Annotated in this window: 16 protein-coding genes; 8 read left to right on the forward strand and 8 right to left on the reverse strand. The window is 46.6% G+C overall.

Annotated features, from left to right (window positions below; translation table 11 throughout):
* Positions 1-24: 24 nt before the first annotated feature.
* Positions 25-396 carry a hypothetical protein gene (locus R7Q46_RS02110; protein ID WP_141135663.1) on the reverse strand — a complete coding sequence of 124 codons (372 nt, stop codon included), beginning with the start codon at positions 394-396 and terminating at the stop codon, positions 25-27.
* Positions 397-759: 363 nt separating this feature from the next.
* The gene (gene fdhF / locus R7Q46_RS02115; protein WP_213871214.1) at positions 760-4,998 is read right to left on the reverse strand and encodes a formate dehydrogenase subunit alpha; all 4,239 of its coding nucleotides are present in this window, start codon (positions 4,996-4,998) and stop codon (positions 760-762) included.
* 315 nt (positions 4,999-5,313) lie between these two features.
* Between fdhF and R7Q46_RS02120 the strand changes: the two genes are divergently transcribed.
* From R7Q46_RS02120 to R7Q46_RS02150, 7 genes are all read left to right on the forward strand, one after another.
* The gene (locus R7Q46_RS02120) at positions 5,314-5,736 is read left to right on the forward strand and encodes a hypothetical protein (RefSeq protein ID WP_318077258.1); all 423 of its coding nucleotides are present in this window, start codon (positions 5,314-5,316) and stop codon (positions 5,734-5,736) included.
* A 135-nt stretch (positions 5,737-5,871) separates the two neighbouring features.
* Complete coding sequence (locus R7Q46_RS02125) at positions 5,872-7,263, forward strand: TolC family protein (RefSeq protein WP_042521533.1); 1,392 nt, start codon at positions 5,872-5,874, stop codon at positions 7,261-7,263.
* A 164-nt stretch (positions 7,264-7,427) separates the two neighbouring features.
* On the forward strand, positions 7,428-9,146 hold the full coding sequence (locus R7Q46_RS02130; protein ID WP_213906046.1) for an efflux RND transporter periplasmic adaptor subunit: 1,719 nt from the start codon (positions 7,428-7,430) through the stop codon (positions 9,144-9,146).
* A 2-nt stretch (positions 9,147-9,148) separates the two neighbouring features.
* Complete coding sequence (locus R7Q46_RS02135; protein ID WP_318077259.1) at positions 9,149-12,316, forward strand: efflux RND transporter permease subunit; 3,168 nt, start codon at positions 9,149-9,151, stop codon at positions 12,314-12,316.
* 77 nt (positions 12,317-12,393) lie between these two features.
* Entirely contained in the window at positions 12,394-12,960 is a 567-nt protein-coding gene (gene copI / locus R7Q46_RS02140) for a copper-resistant cuproprotein CopI (protein WP_138954725.1), read from the forward strand.
* A 324-nt stretch (positions 12,961-13,284) separates the two neighbouring features.
* Positions 13,285-14,136 (forward strand): carbenicillin-hydrolyzing class A beta-lactamase CARB-42, encoded by an 852-nt coding sequence (locus tag R7Q46_RS02145; protein WP_005375420.1) that lies wholly within the window; start codon positions 13,285-13,287, stop codon positions 14,134-14,136.
* 282 nt (positions 14,137-14,418) lie between these two features.
* Positions 14,419-15,468: a sensor domain-containing diguanylate cyclase gene (locus R7Q46_RS02150; protein WP_053303796.1), complete on the forward strand. Its 1,050-nt coding sequence runs from the start codon at positions 14,419-14,421 to the stop codon at positions 15,466-15,468.
* 112 nt (positions 15,469-15,580) lie between these two features.
* Here the strand turns inward: R7Q46_RS02150 and R7Q46_RS02155 are convergent, their stop codons facing one another.
* Positions 15,581-15,733: a hypothetical protein gene (locus R7Q46_RS02155; RefSeq protein WP_005375418.1), complete on the reverse strand. Its 153-nt coding sequence runs from the start codon at positions 15,731-15,733 to the stop codon at positions 15,581-15,583.
* A 246-nt stretch (positions 15,734-15,979) separates the two neighbouring features.
* Here R7Q46_RS02155 and speG point away from each other — a divergent pair, with 246 nt between their 5' ends.
* Complete coding sequence (gene speG / locus R7Q46_RS02160; RefSeq protein WP_005375417.1) at positions 15,980-16,519, forward strand: spermidine N1-acetyltransferase; 540 nt, start codon at positions 15,980-15,982, stop codon at positions 16,517-16,519.
* A gap of 47 nt (positions 16,520-16,566) precedes the next feature.
* On the opposite strand, the gene R7Q46_RS02165 is transcribed toward speG, so the two are convergent.
* From R7Q46_RS02165 to R7Q46_RS02185, 5 genes are all read right to left on the reverse strand, one after another.
* Positions 16,567-17,358, reverse strand: coding sequence for a hypothetical protein (locus R7Q46_RS02165; protein WP_213871218.1), 792 nt, complete (start codon positions 17,356-17,358; stop codon positions 16,567-16,569).
* 176 nt (positions 17,359-17,534) lie between these two features.
* Positions 17,535-18,620, reverse strand: a complete 1,086-nt coding sequence (locus tag R7Q46_RS02170; RefSeq protein WP_065275413.1) for an OmpP1/FadL family transporter — start codon at positions 18,618-18,620, stop codon at positions 17,535-17,537.
* A gap of 120 nt (positions 18,621-18,740) precedes the next feature.
* Complete coding sequence (gene vmeQ, locus R7Q46_RS02175) at positions 18,741-21,881, reverse strand: efflux RND transporter permease subunit VmeQ (protein WP_318077260.1); 3,141 nt, start codon at positions 21,879-21,881, stop codon at positions 18,741-18,743.
* A 10-nt stretch (positions 21,882-21,891) separates the two neighbouring features.
* Positions 21,892-23,034 carry an efflux RND transporter periplasmic adaptor subunit VmeP gene (vmeP, locus tag R7Q46_RS02180; RefSeq protein WP_005375406.1) on the reverse strand — a complete coding sequence of 381 codons (1,143 nt, stop codon included), beginning with the start codon at positions 23,032-23,034 and terminating at the stop codon, positions 21,892-21,894.
* Positions 23,035-23,124: 90 nt separating this feature from the next.
* Positions 23,125-23,916 (reverse strand): hypothetical protein, encoded by a 792-nt coding sequence (locus R7Q46_RS02185; RefSeq protein WP_025768495.1) that lies wholly within the window; start codon positions 23,914-23,916, stop codon positions 23,125-23,127.
* Between the last annotated feature and the right edge of the window lie 265 nt (positions 23,917-24,181).

Consider the following 24,181-nt stretch of genomic DNA (forward strand, 5'->3'; position numbering starts at 1 on the left):
ATCGAGCTCAACTCTCAGACAATATTAATAGTACTCACCGTAGGAACAATCTCGTAAATCGGAAATATTGTAGTTTTTCAAAGAGTTTATTTTAAAGTTGAACACTACCTGTTTACAGACAACGCCTTCGCGATCCGTGTACGTGATAATACCTTCACTGTACGCACGCTGACCATCAGAGGATGTCACGTCAGCAACAAGTTCCAAATGGCCCTTATGCGCGTCTACGCGATTCATCATCTCAAACACATCGACCCACTCTTCGCGATTTGCCATTTGTATTAGCATGGACTTCGCCTGTGTTTCCAACTGCTGGGGGTATACATAATAACGGTTGTAACCAAAGTATGCGCACATAAGTAATAAAACGAGTGCAAGTGAGGTTGTTCTTGTCATACAAGCTTCCTCTTGTTGTTATAAAAATCTTGCTTCGTTAATTCAGTATAGGAAGCGAGCAAAGTTTAGGTTATAGAACTTGCCCAAATAACAGAGGACAGTCAGAGACAGTCAATTCTATGACAAGCTCAACAACAAACTTTATTGCACTCTCATCATGGGCTTGAACAAAAATACGCCATAGAGACAGTAAGAAGTAAGAAAGGAAAACTAACCGGAGCGCGGTGATAACAGAAAAGTAAAAGGAGTTGGAAGAAAAAGACAATCCGAGTGAATGTAGTGAGAGCGGAAATCAAGATTAGATTATCCGCCCATCAACTAGGCTCAAATTGTCAGTGACCACAACAATGTGACTCACCGAATTTAAACGTGTTGGTAACTATCTTCGAGAGACTCTGTCTGCGTTGTTTTTTCGCTCACTTCCACTTTAACCGCAGCGACCTTGAACTCAGGGATCTTCGCATGCGGATCCGTCGCCGTTGTCGTTAAACGGTTGACTGGCGATTCAACAAAGTGGAATGGAATGAACACCACTCCTTTTTGAATACGCTTAGTCACAAAAGCATCAATCTCAATGCTGCCGCGACGTGTAGACACCGTCAGACGCTGACCATTACTGATGCCAAGCGTTTCTGCGTCTTCCACGCTCACCATCGCTCGTGGACCAGCCAGATTATCCAACCCTTTAGTTTTGCGCGTCATGGTGCCGGTGTGGAACTGCTCAAGTACACGACCCGTCGTCAACACAAGTGGGTACTCTTCATCTGGTAGCTCAGCCGCATAACGGAACGGTACACCCACCATTTGCCCTTTACCACGAGTAAACTGGGTTTGGTGCATGATGCGAGTACCCGCAGGGTTGTTCTTGTTGCTCGGCCATTGCACACCGTTTGGCGTAATGGCATCCCAACGAAGACCCGCGTATTGAGGTGTCACTCGTGCGATTTCATTAGTGATATCAGACACGCAGTGGTAATCCCAATCACTGCCCATGGCATTGGCGATTTCTTGAATAATCCACCAATCTTCTTTCGCTTCACCCGGTGCGGTTACGACCGGATTCACACGCTGAACACGGCGCTCCGTATTGGTGAAGTGACCCGCTTTCTCCGCAAACGAGCAAGAAGGCAGAACCACATGCGCATATTGTGCAGTCTCCGTTAGGAAGATGTCTTGAACCACCAAGAAATCGAGCGCTTCTAAACCTTCAATCACATGCGCTTGGTTCGGGTCACTCAACACTGGGTTCTCACCCATGATGTACATACCACGAACGTCACGATGGCAAGCCGCATCAATGATTTCTGTCAGGGTTAAACCTTGCTCAGAAGGCAGATTTGGTGCGTTCCATTCAATCGCAAACTTCTGACGCACAATTGGGTTGTATACCTTTTGGTAGCCTGGGAAGCTGTTTGGCAAAGCACCCATATCACACGCGCCTTGCACGTTAGATTGACCACGTAGCGGGTTAATGCCACCACCTTCAATACCGATGTTGCCACACAGCAATTGCAGGTTAGCGATAGAACGCACGTTGTCATGACCTGTCGTATGCTGAGTGATACCCATCGAGTAGTACACAGCCGTACGATCTGCCGTACCGATCATGCGCGCCATTGCTTGAATGTCTTCGGCTTTTACGCCCGTAACCAACTCCACTTTATCGAGGTTGTAAGCTGGCGACATCACCTCTTGCAACAAGGTATCAAAGCCGTCAACACGTTCTTCGATGTACTCTTGATCGTACCAACCGTTCTTGATGATCTGCTGCATGACACCGTTTAGGAGCATCACATCCGTACCCGGACGGTGCGCCATATACAGTTCAGCATGCTCTACCATATCGACACGTTTCGGGTCAGCCACAATCAAGCGAGCGCCGTGGTGACGAATTGCTTGTTTGATATGTGAAGCGATAATCGGGTGCGCCGATGTGGTATCCGAACCAATAATAAAGATCACATCAGAGTGCTTAATGCTTGGAATGTCGTTGGTCATTGCACCACTACCGAGTGATGCCTCAAGGCCAGTCACACTCGATGCGTGACACAAGCGCGCACAGTGATCGACGTTATTGGTGCCCAGTTCACGACGGACAAATTTTTGGAACGCGTAGTTGTCTTCGTTGGTGGTTTTTGCAGAAGAGAAACCCGCTAATGCGTTGCTGCCAAAATCTTGCTTGATGCCAGAGAACTTGTTCGCAATCAGTTGAATCGCCTCTTCCCAGCTTGCAGGCTGCAACCAACCATCTTTACGGATCAATGGCGTGGTAAGACGCTCTTCACTGCCAATGAAATCAAAACCAAAGCGCCCTTTCACACACAGCATGCCTTGGTTCACCGGCGAGTCACCGCCTTTCACGTAACGAATCGTATTGGTTGCTTCGTCCACGAACATAGTCAACTTACAACCCACACCACAGTACGTACAGATGGTGTCGACCGCTTTCAGATCTTCAGTACGACCTTGCGAACGGTCACGACTATCGACCATCGCGCCCGTTGGACACACTTGAACACACGCGCCACATTGTACGCAGTTCGAATCGCCCATTAGGGTTAAGCCATTCTTATTACTTCCAAAGTGTGGGCGATCATCAGGACGTAATGCTGGACGACCTTGTTTATCGCACACAAAGTTCAGTACACCGTGCACGGCTTTGTCGCGACACGCTTGGATACACTGACCACAGCTAATACAGCGGTTTGCATCAAACTCAATAAACTCAGAACTGCGGTCAACTTCGTACTTATGACGCAGGTCTTTCGCACGAAGATCTAACCAATCTTGATGCGATTTGATCTGCAAAGAGAAGTCAAAGCTTTGCTCAGCTTCATATTCGGTGGAGTAATCACGCAGCGCACAATCGGTATTTGCCTGACAACCACATTCTAAACAGCGCGCCGCTTCCTTCATCGCTTCTTCGTTATCAAAGCCCAACTCCACTTCAGCGAAGCTTTGCTCGCGTTGCGCTGGAGTCAGTTCAGGCATGATAGATCGAGCGACTTTTTGGATGTTCTCGAAGTGAAGCGGATCGACTTGCGAGAGTTTCTTCTCTTTACGCGAGTTGAACGCCGCCTTTGGCATATCCGCCATATCGCCATTCAAAAACAGGTCAATGGCTTTTGCCGCAACGCGACCATCACCCACCGCTTCAACTGCCGTTGCTGGACCACGGCGGAAATCACCAATACTGAAGATGTTACCCGTGCCGGTGTGCATGGTCTTTTCATCTGCATCAGAGGTGTTCCAGCGCGTAAGCGGAATCGACAAATCTTCACCTTCGAGGAAGCTCAGATCTGGCTTTTGCGATACTGCCGCAATTACGGTGTCGAACTCTTCGGTGAAGAACTCGCCGGTTGGTTTAGGGCTTCGACGACCAGATGCATCCGGCTCACCCAACGCCATGCGCTCTAGACGAATCGCATTCACGCGTCCGGTTTCATCGGCAAGGTTTTCTGCAGGGTTGGTCAAGAAGTGAAATTTCACCCCTTCGTGTTCCGCTTCGACAATCTCGTAGTCTTCTGCCGGCATTTCGTCACGGGTACGACGGTAAATCAACGTGGTGTCTGCACCAGCACGACGCGCTGTACGAGCACAGTCAATTGCCGTGTTACCACCACCGATCACCGCGACTTTCTGACCCGTTACATAGTTTTGCTCGGTAACGTAATCTTTTAGGTAATCAACGCCTAAGTAGCAACCCTCAAGATCGCTGCCTGTGTAATGCATTTCGACCGCTTGAGACGCGCCGACAGCCAAACACACTGCGTCGTATTCTTCGCTCAATTGAGAAAGCGTGAAATCCACACCCAGCTTTTGATGGGTGTGAACTTGCATACCATTGCGGCACATCAGTTCGATTTCTTTATCGAGAATGTCTTTTGGTAAACGGTATTCTGGAATGCCATAACGCAACCAACCACCCGCTTTTGGCATGGATTCAAAGACCGTAACGTCGTAGCCTTCATTCGATAGGTAGTAGCCAGCCGTTAGACCACCAGGACCACTGCCGACGACGGCAATGTTCAAACCTTTACTTGGTTTCTTTTCTGGTACATAGGCTTCATGCGCAGACAAATCCGCATCCGCGGCATGACGTTTTAGTTGGCGAATTGCAATAGGCTCATCGACTAACGAACGGCGACATTCACTTTCACAAAATGCTGGGCACACGCGGCCAATCGATAACGGCATAGGGAGCGTACGCTTAATCACTTCAATCGCTTTTTGATGATCGTTCTGTGCGATGTGATAAAGGTACGATTGGATATCCACGCCCGCAGGACACGCGGTTTTACATGGCGCTTCACAGTCGGCGTAATGGTCCGTCATGATGCGGTTGAGTGCTTTTCTGCGGTGCTCGCTTAATTGTTCTGATTGCGTGACCACATTAAGGCCGCGGTAAACTTCGAGTTCACACGCACGCTTAGTACCGCCGCTTTCGACTTCAACCACACACAAGTCACACGGTACTTTTTCATTACTTTTGTTCATTCCGCACAGCGATGGGATCTCGACCCCACACACTTTTGCTGCTTCTAAAAGGGTTAGACCCTCTTCTACAATTCTATATTTTCCATCGATGACAATTTCTATCATGCAACCCCCGCAGCAAAGCAAATCCAAATCTGCACAAGTAAAACCATGCATTCTATAAGGATAATCATTTGTAAGACAAGTTAGTGTGATGTAAAACTTATAAACCACATTTTTCACGTGTCATAAAAAGCGAGGGCTTCTTTCGCTAATTTTCAACACTCGGTGTTTAACAAACGTTTTACTCCCTCGAAAGTGCGAAAACTGAAGGGTTGGACTATTTTGATAATAAGAGTAATAAATGATTGACCTTACCCTTAGGTTAACCTTTAGAATCGAAGGGTTTTCATCATTTTCATCAAACACATGGGAAAAGGTATGCACTTAAAATCGCTGCATACAATCTGGTTAACTCTCTTCACGACGCTAGTACTATTGGTATCTAGTGTGGCGAACAGTGAGACGTTGATGAATATTCAAATGATGTCTACTGGCATGGCTCATCATCCTTCTATGATGAGTGACAGCGAACACTGCGGTATGCCCGGCATGATGGACGTCTCCATGACAGACGCTTCTATGTCCGAAGATGGCGATGCAAGAGAAACCAGCATGAACTGTGGTGGAGGCTCTGGCATGGTTCATACCTGCTGCACTGCCGCGTGTACGATAGTTTTCGTCCCCCTACCGAATCCTATCAATAGCCCAATGCCCGTCGTCTATCGCGCAACTATTACTCCTGAAGTTGCTTCCCCAGTCGTACACGTCAGCCGCGACCTGTACCGACCTCCTATAGCCTAAATCCGTCCTAGCATTCGACCCTGCGCGTGTATCGCAGGTTGTTTTAATGCGCCTGAACGATGAGGTAACAAGGCTTTACTGTTCCCGCAATAAAATCCGCACCTACATCGATCCGGCGAACACTGGATTTAGATTATGGATATCAAACCATACCGCTTAGCTGCACCTATTTTTATGGTGGCTCTGGTCGCTGCGCCAACCTTGGTTAACGCCGCAGGTAAAGAGACGCACGCAGCGCAAAATTCCGCATCAAGTGAGCGAGATTCAACGACCAAGCTTGCCCAACTGATCAACGTCGCTTTGAGTAACGATGGCAATCGTAAGCAATACTCAGCGCAATCTGCTGCCATGCGTGAAACGGGCGTCGCGAGTGCGACCTTAATGGACCCAAAACTGAAAGTGGGTTTTGGTGGCTTGCCTGTCGACAGCTTCAAATTCGATGAAGACCCAATGACCAACATCTCCGTTGGTTTAATGCAACAATTTGAGCGTGGCTCGACGCTTGATTTACAGCAGAAGAAAGCCAATCAACAAGCTGACGGCCTTGGGCTTCAAGTCCATGCTCGTGAGCTTGAGGTAGCCAACAGCATGACTCAACTTTGGTTAGAACTTGGTTACCAGCAACGCGCGGAGCAAATCATGCTTGAGAACCGCAAGTTGATGAAGGAAATGGAAAGCTTTATTCAAACCAACTATTCGATTGGTAAGAGTGAAGCGCAAGATCTGCTCAACGCCCAACTTCAAGTCAGCAAGTTGGATGAGAAACTGCAAGCCAATGCACAAATGCAACGTCGTCTTATCTCTCAACTCTCCGAATGGTTGGGGTCAGATTGGTTGGCGAATGAACAGGCCCTGCATGCGAGCAATCAACTTAATTGGGACACACTGAACAGCAAACTTGCTGCCAGTCAGGGTTCCACGAAGCATTATCAGCAACTCAGCCAACACCCGATGGTTAAGATGGCAGACGTCAGCATTTCTGCCAATAAAACTCAGGTGGAGATTGCTGAGCAAGCCTACAACCCGCAGTTTGGCGTCGAAGTAATGTACGCCTACCGCCAAGCCGACAACATGATGGGTGAACCTGCCTCCGATTTGGTCAGCGCTTACCTAACCATGGACATTCCGTTGTTTACGGGTGACCGCCAAGATCGCAATCTCGCGGCCGCTCAATACCAAGTTGGCGCGGCACAATCACAAAAGGACACCTTACTGACGCAGATGAATGCCAAGGTGAACACTTTGCTGGTTGATCGCGGCAACTTAACCCAGCGTTTAGAACGTTATCAATTCACCTTATTGCCTCAAGCGAAAGCGCGCATTCAAGCCGTTGAGCGAGGTTATCAAAACAACACAGCGCAGTTTAACGATGTGATTTCCGCCACGACTGACGAGTTGGCTCTGCAATTGGAGCAACAACGTCTACTGACCGATCTCAACATCGCAAACAGCAATTTAGCCACCCTACTCGGTGGTTTCGACTACCAAGTGGCTTCACCGGAAGCTCGCTCTATTTCGACATATTAATTTGTGATTCCCCAAGACAGTTGGGGCTACAGCTAGGCGGCAAACGAGAGAATCCCATGAGCACTTTCCCTTATAAACCAAGGGATCTGCTATGTGATTTGGGTGAACGAGAGCAGGCAACAACGCTGTAGCGTCAAATGTGAAGGGGAAAATAAGGTAAAACAATGAAAACATTTAAGATTGCAACCATCGCGCTGATTGTTGGTGGTGCTTTAGGGTTTGGTGCTAATCATTTTCTTACGGGCTCGGCTCACGACATGAGTGCGATGGGTGGCGAATCTGCTGCAAGCTCTAATGATCCGCTTTACTGGGTTGCCCCAATGGATCCGAATTACAAACGCGACAAACCGGGTAAGTCCCCAATGGGCATGGATTTGATTCCGGTTTACGCAGAAGACCTATCCGGTGAACAAGATGCACCAGGTACAGTGACTATTGACCCTTCAGTAGAAAATAACCTCGGGGTTAAAACCGCAAACGCGACACTACAGCAGTTGTCACCACGCATCGAAACCGTTGGTTATATTGCCTTTGATGAAAGTCTGTTATGGCAAACCAACGTTCGTGTGGCAGGTTGGGTAGAAAAACTCTACATCAATGCCGTGGGTGAGAAAGTGAAGAAAGGCGATGTGCTTTTCACGCTCTACTCTCCTGAACTGGTTAAAGCACAAGAAGAATTGCTGAATGCGTACCGCACTGGCCGCAAAGGTCTGGTAAAAGGCGCGACCGAACGCTTGGTAACGCTTGGTGTTGACCGCGCTCAAATCAAATCCATTACTCGTAGTGGTAAAGCATCGCAAACCATTGAAATCAAAGCACCTGCTGATGGCGTTATCGCGAGCTTAAACGTGCGTGAAGGTGGCTATTTGTCCCCTGCTCAAGCGGTGATCAGTGCAGGTCCCTTGGACAATGTTTGGGTTGATGCAGAAGTCTTTGAGCGTCAAGCACACTGGATGAAAGCGGGCTCTCAAGCCACGATGACCCTTGATGCGATTCCGGGCAATGAATGGCAAGGCGTCGTGGATTACGTGTACCCAATCCTCGATCCGAAAACACGTACGTTGCGTGTGCGTCTTAAATTCCCTAACCCAGATGGCGCATTGAAGCCAAACATGTTCGCCAACATTGCCCTTCAGCCTGTCACTGACGACGCAGTATTAACGATTCCTAAATCATCTGTTATTCGCTCTGGCGGTATGACTCGCGTTGTTCTGGCTGAGGGCGAAGGCAAATACCGCTCAGCTCGAATTGAAGTTGGCCGCGAAGCTGGCGAACAAATCGAAGTATTACAAGGACTTAAACAAGGCGATAAGATCGTTACTTCATCTCACTTCATGCTCGACTCTGAATCAAGCCAGTCGGCGGATCTGTCTCGCATCAATGGTGTAGAAGCGGCGGCGGAAACAGCATGGGCCAAAGGTGAGATCACGGATGTGATGAAAGATCACCGCATGCTGACCATCAACCACCAACCTGTACCAGAATGGGATTGGCCGGGCATGGTAATGAACTTCACTTTCGCAGATGGCGTTGAAATGGGTGACTTGAAAAAAGGTCAGGCTATCGAATTTGAAATGCAAAAGACCGAGTCCGGTCAGTACCAAATCATCGACTATAAGGCAGACAACAGCGTCATTGCAGCAGAAGTTTGGCTAACTGGTGACATCACCATGCTGATGGCCGACTTTGGCATGATCACCTTAAACCACTTACCGGTTGCAGAATGGAACTGGGATGCAGGCGAGATGAACTTCTCTGTGGGTGAAGACGTTGATCTAACGGGTTTTGAAGAAGGACAGAAAGTTCGGTTTCTAGTTGAAAAACAAGGATCTGACTACGTTCTTAAACAGCTAATTCCTGCAACAACAGCCGTCGAGGGTTAATTATGATCAATGCTATTATTCGTTGGTCACTGAGCAACCGATTCCTAGTGTTGGTCGCGACCTTAGCCCTTGTATTAGGCGGACTTTACAGTGTAAAGAATACGCCTGTTGATGCGATTCCGGATCTTTCTGATGTGCAAGTGATCATCAAGACAAGCTATCCGGGGCAAGCTCCTCAAGTCGTTGAGGATCAAGTTACTTACCCACTCACCACCGCCATGCTTGCCGTGCCGGGTGCTGAGACAGTTCGTGGCTACTCCTTCTTTGGTGATTCTTACGTTTATATCATTTTCAACGATGATACCGACATGTACTGGGCACGTTCACGCGTGTTGGAGTACTTAAGCCAAGTAGCACCAAAGCTGCCACCGAACGCAAAACCAACCTTAGGTCCTGATGCAACGGGCGTGGGCTGGGTTTACAGCTACGTATTACAAGACAAAACCGGCAAGCATGATTTGGCAGATCTTCGCAGCCTGCAAGACTGGTTCTTGAAGTACGAATTGCAAACCGTTGATGGCGTTTCTGAAGTCGCTACCGTCGGCGGTATGGTGAAGCAGTATCAAGTGCAGATTGATCCCGCCAAGCTGCGTGCGTACAACCTCACTCTGCAACAAGTGAACATGGCAATCCAAAACGGTAACCAAGAAACCGGCGCGTCCGTTATCGAAGTTGCGGAAGCCGAACACATGGTTCGTACCACGGGTTACCTAACCAGCATTGAAGACATCAAGTCACTGCCTCTCAAAGTCACTGAGAAAGGCACGCCGTTGCTATTAGGAGACATCGCAGACATTAACCTTGGTCCACAAATGCGACGAGGTATCTCAGAGCTGAATGGCGAAGGTGAAGCGGTCGGTGGCGTTATCGTAATGCGCTTTGGCGAAAACGCGAGTGAAGTCATTGCAAAAGTAAAAGACAAACTTGCAGACTTACAACGCAGCCTACCTGAAGGCGTGGAAATTGTCGCAACCTACGACCGCTCTACCCTTATCGATTCAGCGGTAGAAAACCTATGGAAAAAGCTTGCAGAGGAGTTCATCGTCGTTGCGATTGTGTGTGCGTTGTTCCTGTTCCACATTCGTTCTTCGTTGGTTATCGCTCTGAGCCTACCGGTTGGCATTCTCACTGCGTTTATCGTAATGCATTGGCAAGGCATCAACGCCAACATCATGTCCCTTGGTGGTATCGCGATTGCCATCGGTGCCATGGTGGATGGTGCAATCGTGATGATTGAAAACGTTCACAAGCACATTGAACGAACGCCACTGACCGACAAAAACCGCTGGCAAGTAATTGGCAAAGCTGCAGAAGAGGTTGGCGCACCGCTGTTCTTCTCGTTGCTGATCATTACTCTTAGCTTCGTACCAGTGTTCGCCTTAGAAGGTCAGGAAGGCAAGATGTTCTCGCCGCTTGCGTTCACTAAGACTTACGCCATGGCAGCGGCAGCAGGTTTGGCAATCACACTCGTGCCTGTACTTATGGGCTACTTCATTCGCGGTAAGGTGTTACCGGAACACAAAAACCCAGTTAACCGTGGCTTGGTCGCGTTGTACCGTCCGTTGCTGAACACCAGCTTAAAATACCCTAAGACCATGATTGTTATCGCATTAGGTCTGATGGCATCGGCTTACTACCCAACCAGTAAACTGGGTAGCGAGTTCATCCCGCCGCTGGATGAAGGCGACTTGATGTACATGCCAACAACCTATCCGGGTATCTCAATTGGTAAAGCACGCGAGCTTCTACAACAAACCAACAAGCTGATCAAAACCGTTCCAGAAGTGAAAACCGTATGGGGCAAGATTGGCCGAGCTGAGACCGCAACCGATCCAGCGCCACTCACCATGATTGAAACCGTGATTCAGTTGAAGCCACGCGATCAATGGCGTGAAGGCGTAACAACCGAGTCGCTACGCAAAGAGTTCGACAAGCTGGTTCAGTTCCCTGGTCTTACTAACGCTTGGGTAATGCCTATCAAAACGCGTATCGACATGCTGGCAACGGGTATCAAAACCCCTATCGGCATTAAAATCGCGGGCCCTGACCTGAAAGTGATTGAGAAGATCGGTTCTCAGTTGGAGCCAATTCTTAACGGCGTACAAGGCACGGCATCGGTTTATGCAGAACGTGTAGCAGGTGGTCGTTATGTCACGATCGACATTAAACGTCGTGCCGCAGCGCGTTATGGCTTAAGCATCAAAGACGTTCAACAAGTGATCTCCACTGCGGTGGGTGGCATGAATGTGGGTGAAACCATTGAAGGCTTGGAGCGTTACCCAATCAACGTTCGTTACCCACAAGACTACCGCGACTCAGTGGTTAAACTGCAAAACCTACCATTGGTGACACCAAATGGCGCTCGTATTGCGCTGGCTGATGTAGCGGACATTCGTTACGAAGACGGCCCTCCGATGATCAAGACGGAAAACGCGCGTCCAAACGGCTGGGTGTTTGTCGATATAGATGGTCGTGACCTTGGCTCTTACGTCGTGGAAGCACAGCAAGTCGTGGCTGATCAATTGGAGCTTCCTGCGGGTTACTCGCTGGCTTGGTCTGGTCAATACGAATACATGGAACGTGCGAAAGATCGCTTGAGTGTCGTGGTACCAATCACCATCGCCATCATTATGCTACTGCTTTACTTCAGCTTCCGTCGTGTCGGCGAAGTAATGATCATCATGCTTACGCTACCACTCGCTATGGTCGGTGGTTTGTGGCTCATGCATATCCTCAACTACAACTTCTCGATTGCCGTCGGGGTCGGCTTTATTGCCCTAGCAGGCGTCGCGGTTGAAATTGGGGTCATCATGCTCGTCTACCTTAACCAAGCATGGCACTACAAAAAGCTAGATGCGGAAGAGAGCCAACAGAAGCTTGAGGCGAAAGACCTAACCGATGCCATTCGTGAAGGTGCGGGCCTGCGTGTTCGCCCAGTAATGATGACAGTACTGACGGTCATTATTGGTCTGATTCCGATCATGTACGGCGAAGGTACAGGATCAGAAGTGATGCAACGTATCGCCGCACCAATGATTGGTGGTATGGCATCAGCACTGCTGCTGACGCTGTTGGTACTTCCAGCCATCTTCAAGCTGTGGAAACAACGCGAGTTGCGCCAAAGCAATGCAACTAATCACCAAGCTAGTGATGTAAACAACAACGCTTAATCCCTACCTTCCCCTCAAACATGTCGTTTTGAGGGGAAGCAACCAAGTTATTAATGAATTAAAACAAGGATATAAAAATGAAAAAGACACTAATCACTCTTGCTCTAGCCCTAACAACAACGACTGCGTTTGCCCAAATGGATCATTCAAACATGGATCACGCGAACATGGATCATAGCAACATGAAGCATGAAAATATGGACCACGGCAGCATGAAGATGGACCACAGTAAAATGGACCATTCAAACATGATGGATATGCCGGGCATGTCGGCAGTAGGTATGCCAGCAAAAGGGGCAAAGCCAGACAAAGTGGTACACGTTATCTTGGGTGATGACATGACCATCAAGTTCAAGAAAGACGTTAAGATTGAGCCAAACGATGTGGTGCAATTTGTGGTGATGAACACCGGCAAGATCAACCACGAGTTCACAATCGGTTCTGCCAAAGAGCAGCTAGAACATCGCGAAATGATGAAGACAATGAGCGGTGATCACATGCACGACTCGGGCAACTCTGTGACGGTAGAACCGGGTAAAGCGAAGCAGTTGTTGTGGCATTTCCACGGTGACAACAACGTTGAGTTCGCGTGCAACATTCCGGGGCATGCAGAAGCAGGCATGGTTAAAAAGATTGAACTGTAAGTAATTATCCAAATAGACAAAGGAGCTGATGATTCAGCTCCTTTTATTTCTGGATCAAACTATTCGTTAGCTCATGATAAGAAATTCTGAGCCAGTGTCTCTCGCTAAGATATTTTTGTGACCGAATCACCGACGTAATATATAAGCCAAACTACAGGCCTTGATAGCAACACTCTTCTCCCCATATTGAGACCGTTTAAGCGTATTGCAAAGAATCCTACATAAAATAGACATAGATTTAACAGTGTTTAGAGTATTGGCTCGTTATAGTTTACGTGACATCGCTACTGTGCGAACTAAAACTAAAATTGAAGAACACGATCCATGAAAAAGTTATTTTTGTTGGCTGGGCTAATGGTTTGCTCAACCCTAAGTTACGCGTCCCAACTGAATGAGGACATTTCTCTCCTCGAGCAACAAACCTCAAGCAGAATTGGGGTGTCAGTTTGGGATACCCAAGCAGACGAGCGTTGGGATTACCGTGGCGATGAACGCTTCCCACTCATGAGCACATTCAAAACCCTAGCTTGTGCCAAAATGCTAAGTGATATGGACAGCGGTAAGCTAAGTAAAAATGCGACCGCAAAAGTCGATGAGCGCAGTATCGTTGTATGGTCTCCAGTGATGGATAAGCTCGCAGGCCAAAACACACGCATAGAGCACGCGTGTGAAGCCGCTATGTTAATGAGTGATAATACTGCAGCCAACTTGGTATTAAATGAAATTGGCGGCCCTAAGGCCGTAACAATGTTTCTGCGAACAATTGGAGATAAAGCAACGCGCCTAGACAGAATAGAACCTCGCTTGAACGAAGCCACACCAGGCGACAGCCGCGACACAACCACACCTAACGCCATACTAAACACTCTACGAACTTTGGTCGAAGGCGAAACGTTGTCTTATGAGTCTCGTGTACAATTAAAAATCTGGATGCAAGACAACAAAGTTTCAGACTCGTTAATGCGTTCTGTATTACCAACAGGTTGGTCTATTGCAGACCGTTCTGGTGCGGGAGGTCATGGTTCGCGTGGCATTAACGCGATTATATGGAAGGAAAATCATCGACCTGTTTACATTAGTATTTATGTCACAGAAACCGAGCTCTCACTTCAAGCTAGGGACCAACTCGTTGCGCAGATAAGTCAGTTGATTTTACAAAAGTACAAAGACAATTAAGTCACCACTCACCTGACCCTATTTGTATCCTTTTCTAGCCCTTCTATTCCAGAAGGGCTCATTCTGTACTTCCATCTTAAAAACACCACTTATTGAGTAATGACTTACTTATAAATAGGTATAAGATTTACTTATTTAGGGTGAGTTAACGCCCACATTAAGCAACCAAATGCACACAAACGGCGATAATTAAACCATACTCTTACCAAGAAGCACATTTTCTACAAAATAGCTTCACGTAATTTATTGTTGGTATTTGCAACATTGCCAAGGAGATGTCTATTGAGACTTGAAAGAACTTTTAACCCTGATGACTTATCGATGCAAAACATGGAAAGTCCGATATGTATGCCGATAGGGTTTGTTCACTTTTTAGCTCAATCGGAAACACTACAGCAAGTACTTGATACGGTGGCAGAATGGATAAATCGTATATTTAATTCTGACCGTGCGAGTATCACACTTTATGAAAACAATGATCATTTAAAGGTCTACTCTTTCTCTGGTAGTAAAGCGATTCCCGCTGAATTTTTAGTGCCCATTCATCAAGCGTTTGTTGGCCGAGTGTTCAAAAAGCAACAACTGATGATCTGCGACGATGTTACGCAATCTGATGAGATCGATTGTGTGATGCTCGCATCCAATGGTATGGGTACGTGTATGGACGCGCCTTTAATGCACGGTAAAGTCTGCCTAGGAACGCTTAATGTTGCGCATCATCAAACGCACATTTACACAAACGAACAAGCGGCACAGCTTCAGTGCATCGCTAATTGGATTGCTTTAAACATTGCCCTTCATATACAGATTATGAAAATGGAACACCTCGCCACGACGGATGATCTAACAGGTATTCCAAACCGCAGAGAGTTCATGCGACAAATCGAAAGCCGCCTAAATGAATACCGAACCCAGGGCATTGACTTCCATGTTGCTATTTTAGATCTCGACAATTTTAAAAGCCTCAATGACCGATTTGGTCATGACGCAGGCGATAAATCACTGATCCATGCAGTTAATACTATTAAAAGTCATCTACTTGATTGTGACTTACTTGCCAGAGTTGGCGGTGAAGAGTTTGCCATCGTATTAAGAAGTCGCTCATCACAGCAAGCTCTAGACACATTAGAAACGATTCGTAATGCACTAGAAACGACGACAGTTCAACATTCAGGTTGTGATATGAGCTTCACCGCGAGTATTGGGGTAACTCAAGTCTGTCGTCTCGACGACTCATTTGAACCACTCGTTAAACGCGCCGACTTAGCACTTTACAAGGCAAAAGAAACTGGAAGAAATCGCGTTGAGTTTCATATTGGTGAAGAAAGGTAGAAAAAATAAAAAAAGGTAGCGACTCATTGCGCTACCTTTTATCGATTCTAACCCGCTTAAAATAACTAATACGAACTTTAAGCCAGTTAAAAATAAGAATGAGCAAATTTAATTATGCTTTCTTAAGATCTTTAGCTGGGTAAGTTAGTGTTTTTTCGCCTGCTTTTACATGTGTGTAAAAACCGCCACTGCTTAAACCTGTAACAACCATTTCGCCAAGATCGATACCTTTAGTCGCTACTACTACGTCACCGATTGAAAACATATTGAATACCTTGTTTGTTTAGATTAAGACACTAAGTCGTTGCGCGGTATTTAATACGATATTAGGCAAAGCACCTAATCGAGTTTTTTATCGTAAAGATTAATTTATATTTGTCGTGAACTCTAAGTTTCCACATTGAAAATCACAGGATATTTTCCAAAAAAAGATGCGCTATTCTTGTGAAATACGGTAATATTTTCTAGCATCAAGTGCGGAGGTATTCTCCGCCCTCATTGGAGAAAAATGATGAAGAAAGGCCTAAAAATGCGTGCATTAGAGCGTTCTGATTTGCGCTTTATTCATGAACTGAATAACAACCGAAATATCATGGCCTACTGGTTCGAAGAACCTTACGAGTCTTATGACGAGCTCGAAGAACTTTATCGAAAACATATACATGATGACGCTGAAAGGCGTTTTGTCGTCGAAGATGAAGACGGCATCGTAATTGGCTTAGTTGAGCTGATCGAGATTAACTACATTCACCGCAGCGCGGAATTTCAGATAATCATCGCCCCAGAGCATCAAGGCCGAGGTTATGCGACAGAGATGATTAATCGTGCGTTAGATTACTCATTCTCAATTCTTAATCTACGTAAAATCTACTTATTAGTCGCAGTGGATAACGAAGTCGCTATTCACTTATACAAAAAATGCGGCTTTATCGAAGAAGGTCACCTTGTAGAAGAATACTTTATTAACGGCGCTTACAGCGATGTTAAGCGCATGTATATATTAAAACACCAATACCAGAAAAAGATCGAAGAAAACAACTCAATTCACTAGTTCATTCTATCAAAGTAAAAACGCAGCTATTTGGGCTGCGTTTTTATTTATTCGAATTGATATGATAATACGATGCGCTCGTCTGCTTCATCCAAATAGGTGTTGTTGTCCATGACAAACGTCATTACGTTAAACGAGTGGCGTTTGCTCACGAGGTAACCAAGGCCGATACCACCAAAGAAGCCTTTGTAGTTCTCTCCTTCACTGTTTTCTGAGCCGTAAGTGCCCGCTGCGAAGCTGATTAACGTCAGCTCTTTGGTAAACGATTTCAGCGCAAATGCACCAACGTAACCGCTGCTGCCTGAAGAGCTCATCATATTGAAGCCATTCTCTGCACTTGGAGTGCCCGTAAAGTTAGGCTCGCTACAGTGGCTACTTTCTGCACCGTCACAAACAGGAACATCACCAGTGTTGTACGTATAGCCTGCCATTGGGAAAATTTGGAAGCCTGCTGGCTCAATCCCGAAATAACTTAGCGGCATAAAGGTACCAACGCTGTAGTTGGTTTGATCCGCGCCGTTTACGTATTCATTTTTACCGAAGTTGAAGTTCACGATACCGACCGGAAACAACCACGAGCCACCAATACGCCACTCGCTCGCATCATCATTGATACGCAGGTTAATTTTGCGCGCTTGGTCAAGCGCAAGTGAGCCCGAGAATGAGATGTTTTGATCATCAAAATCGTAGTTGTTTGCGTAAGACGCGCCAAATTTCGTGATGACTTTTGTTGGGTCATCCGCCAACTTGTTTTTATTGTCTTTTACTCGATGCTCGGCACCATGAGCCAGCGTACTAACCAACAAAGTTATACACACTAACGCTAGTTTATTTTTCATTTTTTAGTCCTTTGAGATGTTGAATACCCGCACTTAGCTGCGCAAATATTTTTTGAATCATCACTCACTGGATGTGACAAAAGCGCCCTAACTACCTTAGATGACGTGACAGCATCCAGTGCAGGTAGTTAGGGTAGAATGGCCTGTAAGGAAGGCGTTTTAGCGATTAGGAATGATTAGTTTTTCCAGTTGTAGCTCATGCTCATGAAGTACAGTGCAGGCTCATCAAAGCCCGCTTGGAAGCGTGGCGTTTCTGACGATTCCATCAAGATCGCTTCAAACGCGAAACCAATTGAGTTTTCTGAATCCAATTTGTAATCAATGCCTGTACCAATGCGGTACGCCTTGCCAGTAGGAACGGTAATGTCACCGTTTGATTGGCTTTCATACATGCTGGTATCGAATGCAAAACCTGCATTCCACATCATTTTTTCATTCAGTTTGTACTGAGTACCCAATGCGATTTGGTAAGTGTCTTGTGTCTCTACGTTCAGCGTGGTTGTGTATTCGCTCCAGTCTTGCCAGTTCACGTTCCACATCACCGCTAGGTCATCATTCACTTCGTGGTAAGCACTGAAGATCAGTTGTTGCGGAGCAATGGAGTTACTATTGTCGAATTCAAATTCGGTTTCAGAAGAGTAAGACAGACCAAGACGCGTGCCTGGTGTTGCTTCATAAAGCACACCTACTCGGCCGTTGAGCTGAGTATCTTGGTCTTCGTCATTGAAGTTCAAGGCTCCCTTCGTTTCCACTTCATACATACCGTACTGAATGCCAAGCGCCGCACCCACAGACCAGTGATCATTGATGCGGTAAGAAGCGGAAGGTTGAATGGTCAAGGCTTGCGTCGTTGCTGTAGGAATATCTAAATGATCACCCAAAAGACCTTCGTACTCGAGGCCAAGACCGTAGTTGCCATACAGACCAATACCCAGCGTCCATTTGTCGTTCACTTGTTGGCTGTAAAATGCCGACGCCATAGGAACAAAACCAATCACGTTGCCCGCATCGCCAGTCATCGTGTCTAGTTGCGCGTCACCGTAAAGGCCAATCAGGTTACCAGAGAAAGATTTACCAGAAACATTCGCCAGACCAGCCGGGTTTGCTGCCATTACTGAGGCATCTTGCGCACGAGCCGCCATACCAGCGGATGCCAAACCAATATCCGATGCTGTGGTTTCGTAAAGGTATAACCCACCCGCTTGCGCAGCAGCACAAGTCAGTAGAGAACTCGCTACGACGATTTTTGAAAGATTTTTCATGTTAAAACCTATTATTGTTAGGGGAACCCACGCTGCGACGGTGGTTGTATATCAATGAAAGGCATTGGCCAATCGCACACAGCGTGGGGGTGTTGTGGAGTCAGTCAGTTGAAATCAGCGTTATTGCTCGCTCACCTCAAGTTCAGTGGGTTTCTTTCGCTTAAACTTCTCGCGCAGAGATTGCATCATCACGAAGAACACTGGCGTCAGTAACGTGCCAACAAACGTAGAGAGAATCATGCCGCCGAATACCGCAAAGCCCAGTGAGTGACGAGATGCCGCACCGGCACCCGATGCAATCACCAACGGGAATACCCCCCAGATGAAGGCGAATGCGGTCATCTGTACTGCTCGGAAACGGATTCGAGCAGCTTCTTTGGCAGCATCAATGATGGATAAGCCCTTTTCTTCTCGCAGAACTTTGGCAAATTCCACGATAAGAATCGCCACTTTGGCGGACATACCAATCAAGATGACCACACCAATCTGCACGTACAAATCGAACGGTTGCCCCACAAGCAGTAGCGTGCCCATTGCGCCGAGAATAGCGACTGGAACCGCCATCATTACCGCAGCAGGAATGGTCCAACTTTCGTACTGAGCCACCAAAAACAAGTAGGTGAACAGCAAAGACAATGCGAACGCGATTGGTGCCATGTTGCCTGCTTTCATCTCTTGGTAAGTCATGCCTGACCACTCGTACGAGTAACCACTTGGCAAAGATTCCGCAGCCAGTTTTTCAATGGCTTTTACAACATCACCCGAGCTGTAACCTGGCGCTGGCGCACCGTTCACGGTTGCAGAACTGAACATGTTGTAGTTCGACAAAGTATCAGGGCCGAAGATCGGCTTCACTTTCACTAGCGTTGCCAGTGACACCATTTTTCCAGAGCTTGAGCGAACAAACAGATGGTTGATGTCGTCGATGTTGTCACGGTATTGCTCTTCTGCTTGCACTTTCACTTGGTACGAACGACCAAACAAGTTGAAGTCAGAAATGTAGGCGCCGCCCAACTGTGCTTGCAGTGTGCTGAAGATTTCATTCAACGGTACGCCCATCGAAATCGCTTTATCGCGATCAATATCGATGTAACGTTGCGGAATATTCGCACGGAAAATCGAGAACGCACGTGCCACTTCAGGCAGTTGGTTGATTTGGGCAACAAAATCAGCGGTTGTTTTTGCCAACTCTTGTGGAGAACGGCCCAAGTTGTCCTGCAGCACAAGGTTGAAACCATCCACCGCACCCATACCTTTGATTGCCGGCGTCGCGAAAACGAACGAAGCGGCATCTGGCGTTGAGTTCAGCATTTGGTTAACTTTATTCATCAATGCGCGTTGGTGTAGTTCAGGGTCTTTACGTTTGCTCCAGTTATCCAGTTTGATGATCAACATGCCCGAGTTTGGAATCGACGCCATGTTAATTACCGAGAAGCCCGCAACCGAAACCACGTTCTCCACACCTTCCATCTGTTTTAGCTCATCAACGTACTTCTTCATTAATGGTGCAGTACGCTGCAGTGCTGCAGCGTCTGGCAAACGCATTTCGACCATGAACACGCCTTTGTCTTCGTTCGGAACGAAAGAAGAAGGTACGGTCATGAACGCAAATGCCAGCACCGCAATAAGCGCGCCATACACACCGATACTCAGCACAATACGACGGCTCAAGAAGCCAACTAAACCTTGGTATTTACGCGTTATTGCTTCAAAACCGCGGTTAAACGCACGCAAAGGCGCAATAGGTTGCGAGTGAGTAGATTTCAACATCAACGCACAAAGCGCTGGCGTTAACGTTAATGCGTTGATCGCAGAGATCAGCACCGACACACAGATGGTGACTGCGAACTGGTTGAACATTCGACCGGAAATACCCGGCAATAGCGCAACCGGTACGAATACCGCCAACAAAATAAGCGTTGTTGCCAATACTGGCCCCGTCACTTCTTTCATAGCTTGGATAGTGGCCGGAATCGGGTCTAAATGCTCTTCATGAATAACCCGCTCCACGTTCTCTACCACGATGATCGCATCGTCCACCACGATACCGATGGCGAGGATCAAGCCAAACAACGAAATGGTGTTGATGGTCATGTCCATCACGCCCATGATTGCGAACGTCGCTATGATGGAAACAGGAATCGCTAAGGTTGGAATGATCGTCGCTCGCCAGTTCTGCAAGAAAACGTACACAACGAAGGTTACAAGAAGTACCGCAATCACCAGCGTCTCGTACACTTCATCAATCGATGTCTCTACGTATTCGGTAGAGTCATAAGCGATGTCGTAGACCAAATCATCTGGGAATGATTTCTCGTACTCTTTCATGGCCTCTTTCACGCGTTCCATCACGTCTAGCGCGTTCGCTGTCGGCAACTGGTACAAGGCCAGAACTGCGGCTGGTTCGTTATTCATACGACCATCAGCTTCGTAGCCTTGTGCGCCAACTTCGACACGAGCCACATCTTTCAAGCGAATCAAAGAACCTTTCTTGCTCGCACGGATGATGATGTTCTCGAACTCTTCCGCAGAAGTAAGGCGACCTTTGGTTTGCAAAACATATTGATATTGCTGGTCACCCGGAGCTGGCATACCACCGATCTTACCCGCCGCCACTTGGATATTTTGCGTTTTAATTGCGCCAATAACATCGCTAGCAGAAAGCTTCAAGGTAGCCAGTTTATTTGGGTTCAACCAAATACGCATTGAGTAGTCTTTCTTACCCAGCAGCGTAATGTCACTCATACCTTCGATACGTTTTAGACGCTCGACAATATTGAGATCCGCGTAGTTAGAAAGGTAGATACTGTCGTGAGACTGTTTCGGAGAACGCAGTGTGATAACGCCCAGCATGTCGGAAGATTTCTTCTTAACCGTCACACCGATTTGGTTTACTTCTTGTGGTAGAGACGACGTCGCCTGTGCCACCAAGTTGTTCACACGAACCTGCGCCATATCGCCATCTGCGCCCACTCGGAAGTAAATACGCAATGTGTATGAGCCATCGTTACCAATCACAGAAGACATGTAAATCATGTCTTCAACGCCGTTGACTTTGGCTTCTATCGGTTGTGCTACGGTCTTTTTAACCACGTCCGCGTTTGCACCCGGATACATGGTGCTCACCGTAATTACCGTTGGGGAGATTTGAGGATACTCAGAAATTGGCAAGACTTTCAGGGCGATCATACCCATCAATGTCATCGCCAGTGAGATCACCAAAGCAAACTTCGGCCGGTGAATGAAAAATTTACTCAACATCAGTACTCACTCAGCCTTGTTCACTCTGTAGCTCAACGTCTTTCACCGTTGCACCCGGACGCACTTTTTGTAGACCATTGACGATGACTTTTTCGTTAGCCGCCAAACCAGTCAGCACAGCACGTTTCACACCGTAGGTCTGACCGAGTTCAACGTTACGACGAGACACCACGTGATCATCACCAACCACCATGACGTAGTCACCCGCTTGGTCTTGTTGAACAGCCGCCGATGGGATAAGCAAACCATCAATGGTTTTGTTGCGCAGCTTGATGGTCAAGTTGCCATATTCACCCGGCATAAGCGCGTAAGTTGGATTATCGAATTGTGCTTCTGCTCGAATTGAGCCTGTTTCTAAATCGATCTTATTGCCAACGGCGTAGATCTTGCCATCAAGCGGATACAATGAACCGTCTGAAAGCGTCAGTGTTAAATCAACATCCAGTTTGTCATCGTTACGATGAGCCACATCAATGGCACTTCTTACTCGGCGGTAGAGCTTCTCATCCACATCAAAGCCAAAGCGAATTGGGTCTACTTGAGTGATCGAAACAAGAGGAACGATTTGAATTTTCGAAATACGGTCACCCACTCGGAAGTTGCTGAAACCCACGCGGCCAGAGAAAGGAGCGCGCACAGAACTAAATTCAAGATCGAGCCTTGCTGAAACCAGCGTCGCTTTCGCCTCTTCTACCGAAGCAATCGCTGCGGCGTGCGCAGCAATGGCGTCATCGTATTGCTGCTCACTGATGCTTTTATCTTTGATGAGTTTCTTCACACGTTCTGCATCACGCGTAGTTTGAACGAGTTGTGCTTTTGCTTTTTGCAACGACGCTTTTGCATACGCCAGTGCCGCTTTGTAAGGACGGTCGTCGATTTCAAACAACAATTGGCCTTTTTCGACCATATCGCCATCTTTAAAATGAATCGCGGTTAATTCGCCACCGACTCGCGGCATAATATCAACGTCATTTACCGCTTCAGTTCGACCGATAAAAGTATGATAAGGAGTGATTTTTGTTTCGGTTAGGGTAACGGTTTCAACAGAGGGTGCTTGGGCTGTTTTCGTTGCGATATCGCCAGTTTTGCATCCTGATAGTAATGCAGAAGATATAGCAATAGATACCAACGCAAATTTATATTTGGCTTTCATGATAAACCTACTTTATGTAGAAAGTGCTTAGGCCTAAATATTTAAATATATGGATAAACACACTTTCTATTCTGGAAATAAACGAGGGAGTTAGAATTGGTAGTTAAATTCGATACGGTGATCACCATCACCGAAATTAACGTGCTCATTCCAGTTTGCAAAGTAACGAATATTTGCGCGAGGATTAATTTGATAAGACAACGCAAACTCATGAGTCAAGATATTATCTTCACCCACGTAATAAGTATCTTTATATTGACTAGACCCTGACAACGTATGCATATACATTGGGTTGTAGTTAATCCAGATTTTATCGGTTAATTCAATTTTTGAGTACATACCCACAACGGTGAAAGTACCTGGAATTTCATAACCTTTGTCATCGCCACTAAAATCATTAGCAATAGTGACACCCGCACCAGCTAAAGGAAATATCTGCAACATACCAAACTTAGGTAGACCTTGAATAAAGCTGTAAGATGCATCTAATTTATCGTTATCAACGTCGTAGTTTACATCTAATTGACGGCCTAGACCTTTTGCGACTTCTACTTGGAAATTACGTAGTCGGAAAGAGTCAATGCTGTCATCAACGTTGGCATATATTGGATCATCATTGTCACGAATGCCAAATAGCTCACCACCAATGCCTTTCATTTCAATGATGTTCATCGCCATGGTACCAGGCTGGCTAGATTGGTAAGTTTGACCGATTTTGATGTTCGCGCCTTTATCAGTAATACCAAAGCCCGCTTGGGTGTATACCGCAAGTGGGTCAGACATATCTTGTAGTTCTTCGTTATTGTTTGTCTGCGCATAGGCAGAAGACGCGAGTTGTAGGGCTGCAACCATAATGGCAACAGACGGTTTCACTAAATTCATAAAACTGTATCCATTTTAATGATTATAAAATTATTCACGTCATGAGGTCATCATAAATAGCAAGCAACACAACTCGCTTTGGATAACATAAATTATCAAAGCAAATTCAATAATGACGAAACATTCGACGTTTTAATTAAAATAAAATAAAGCATCGTAAAAGTTCAATCACCGCTACTTATATCTTATATAACTTGAAATTTGGTAATACCAATGAAGAAGGAAATATTAAAACTTATGAAAATTCAATTATCATTAGAACAAA

The sequence above is a fragment of the Vibrio sp. 811 genome (assembly GCF_033339195.1).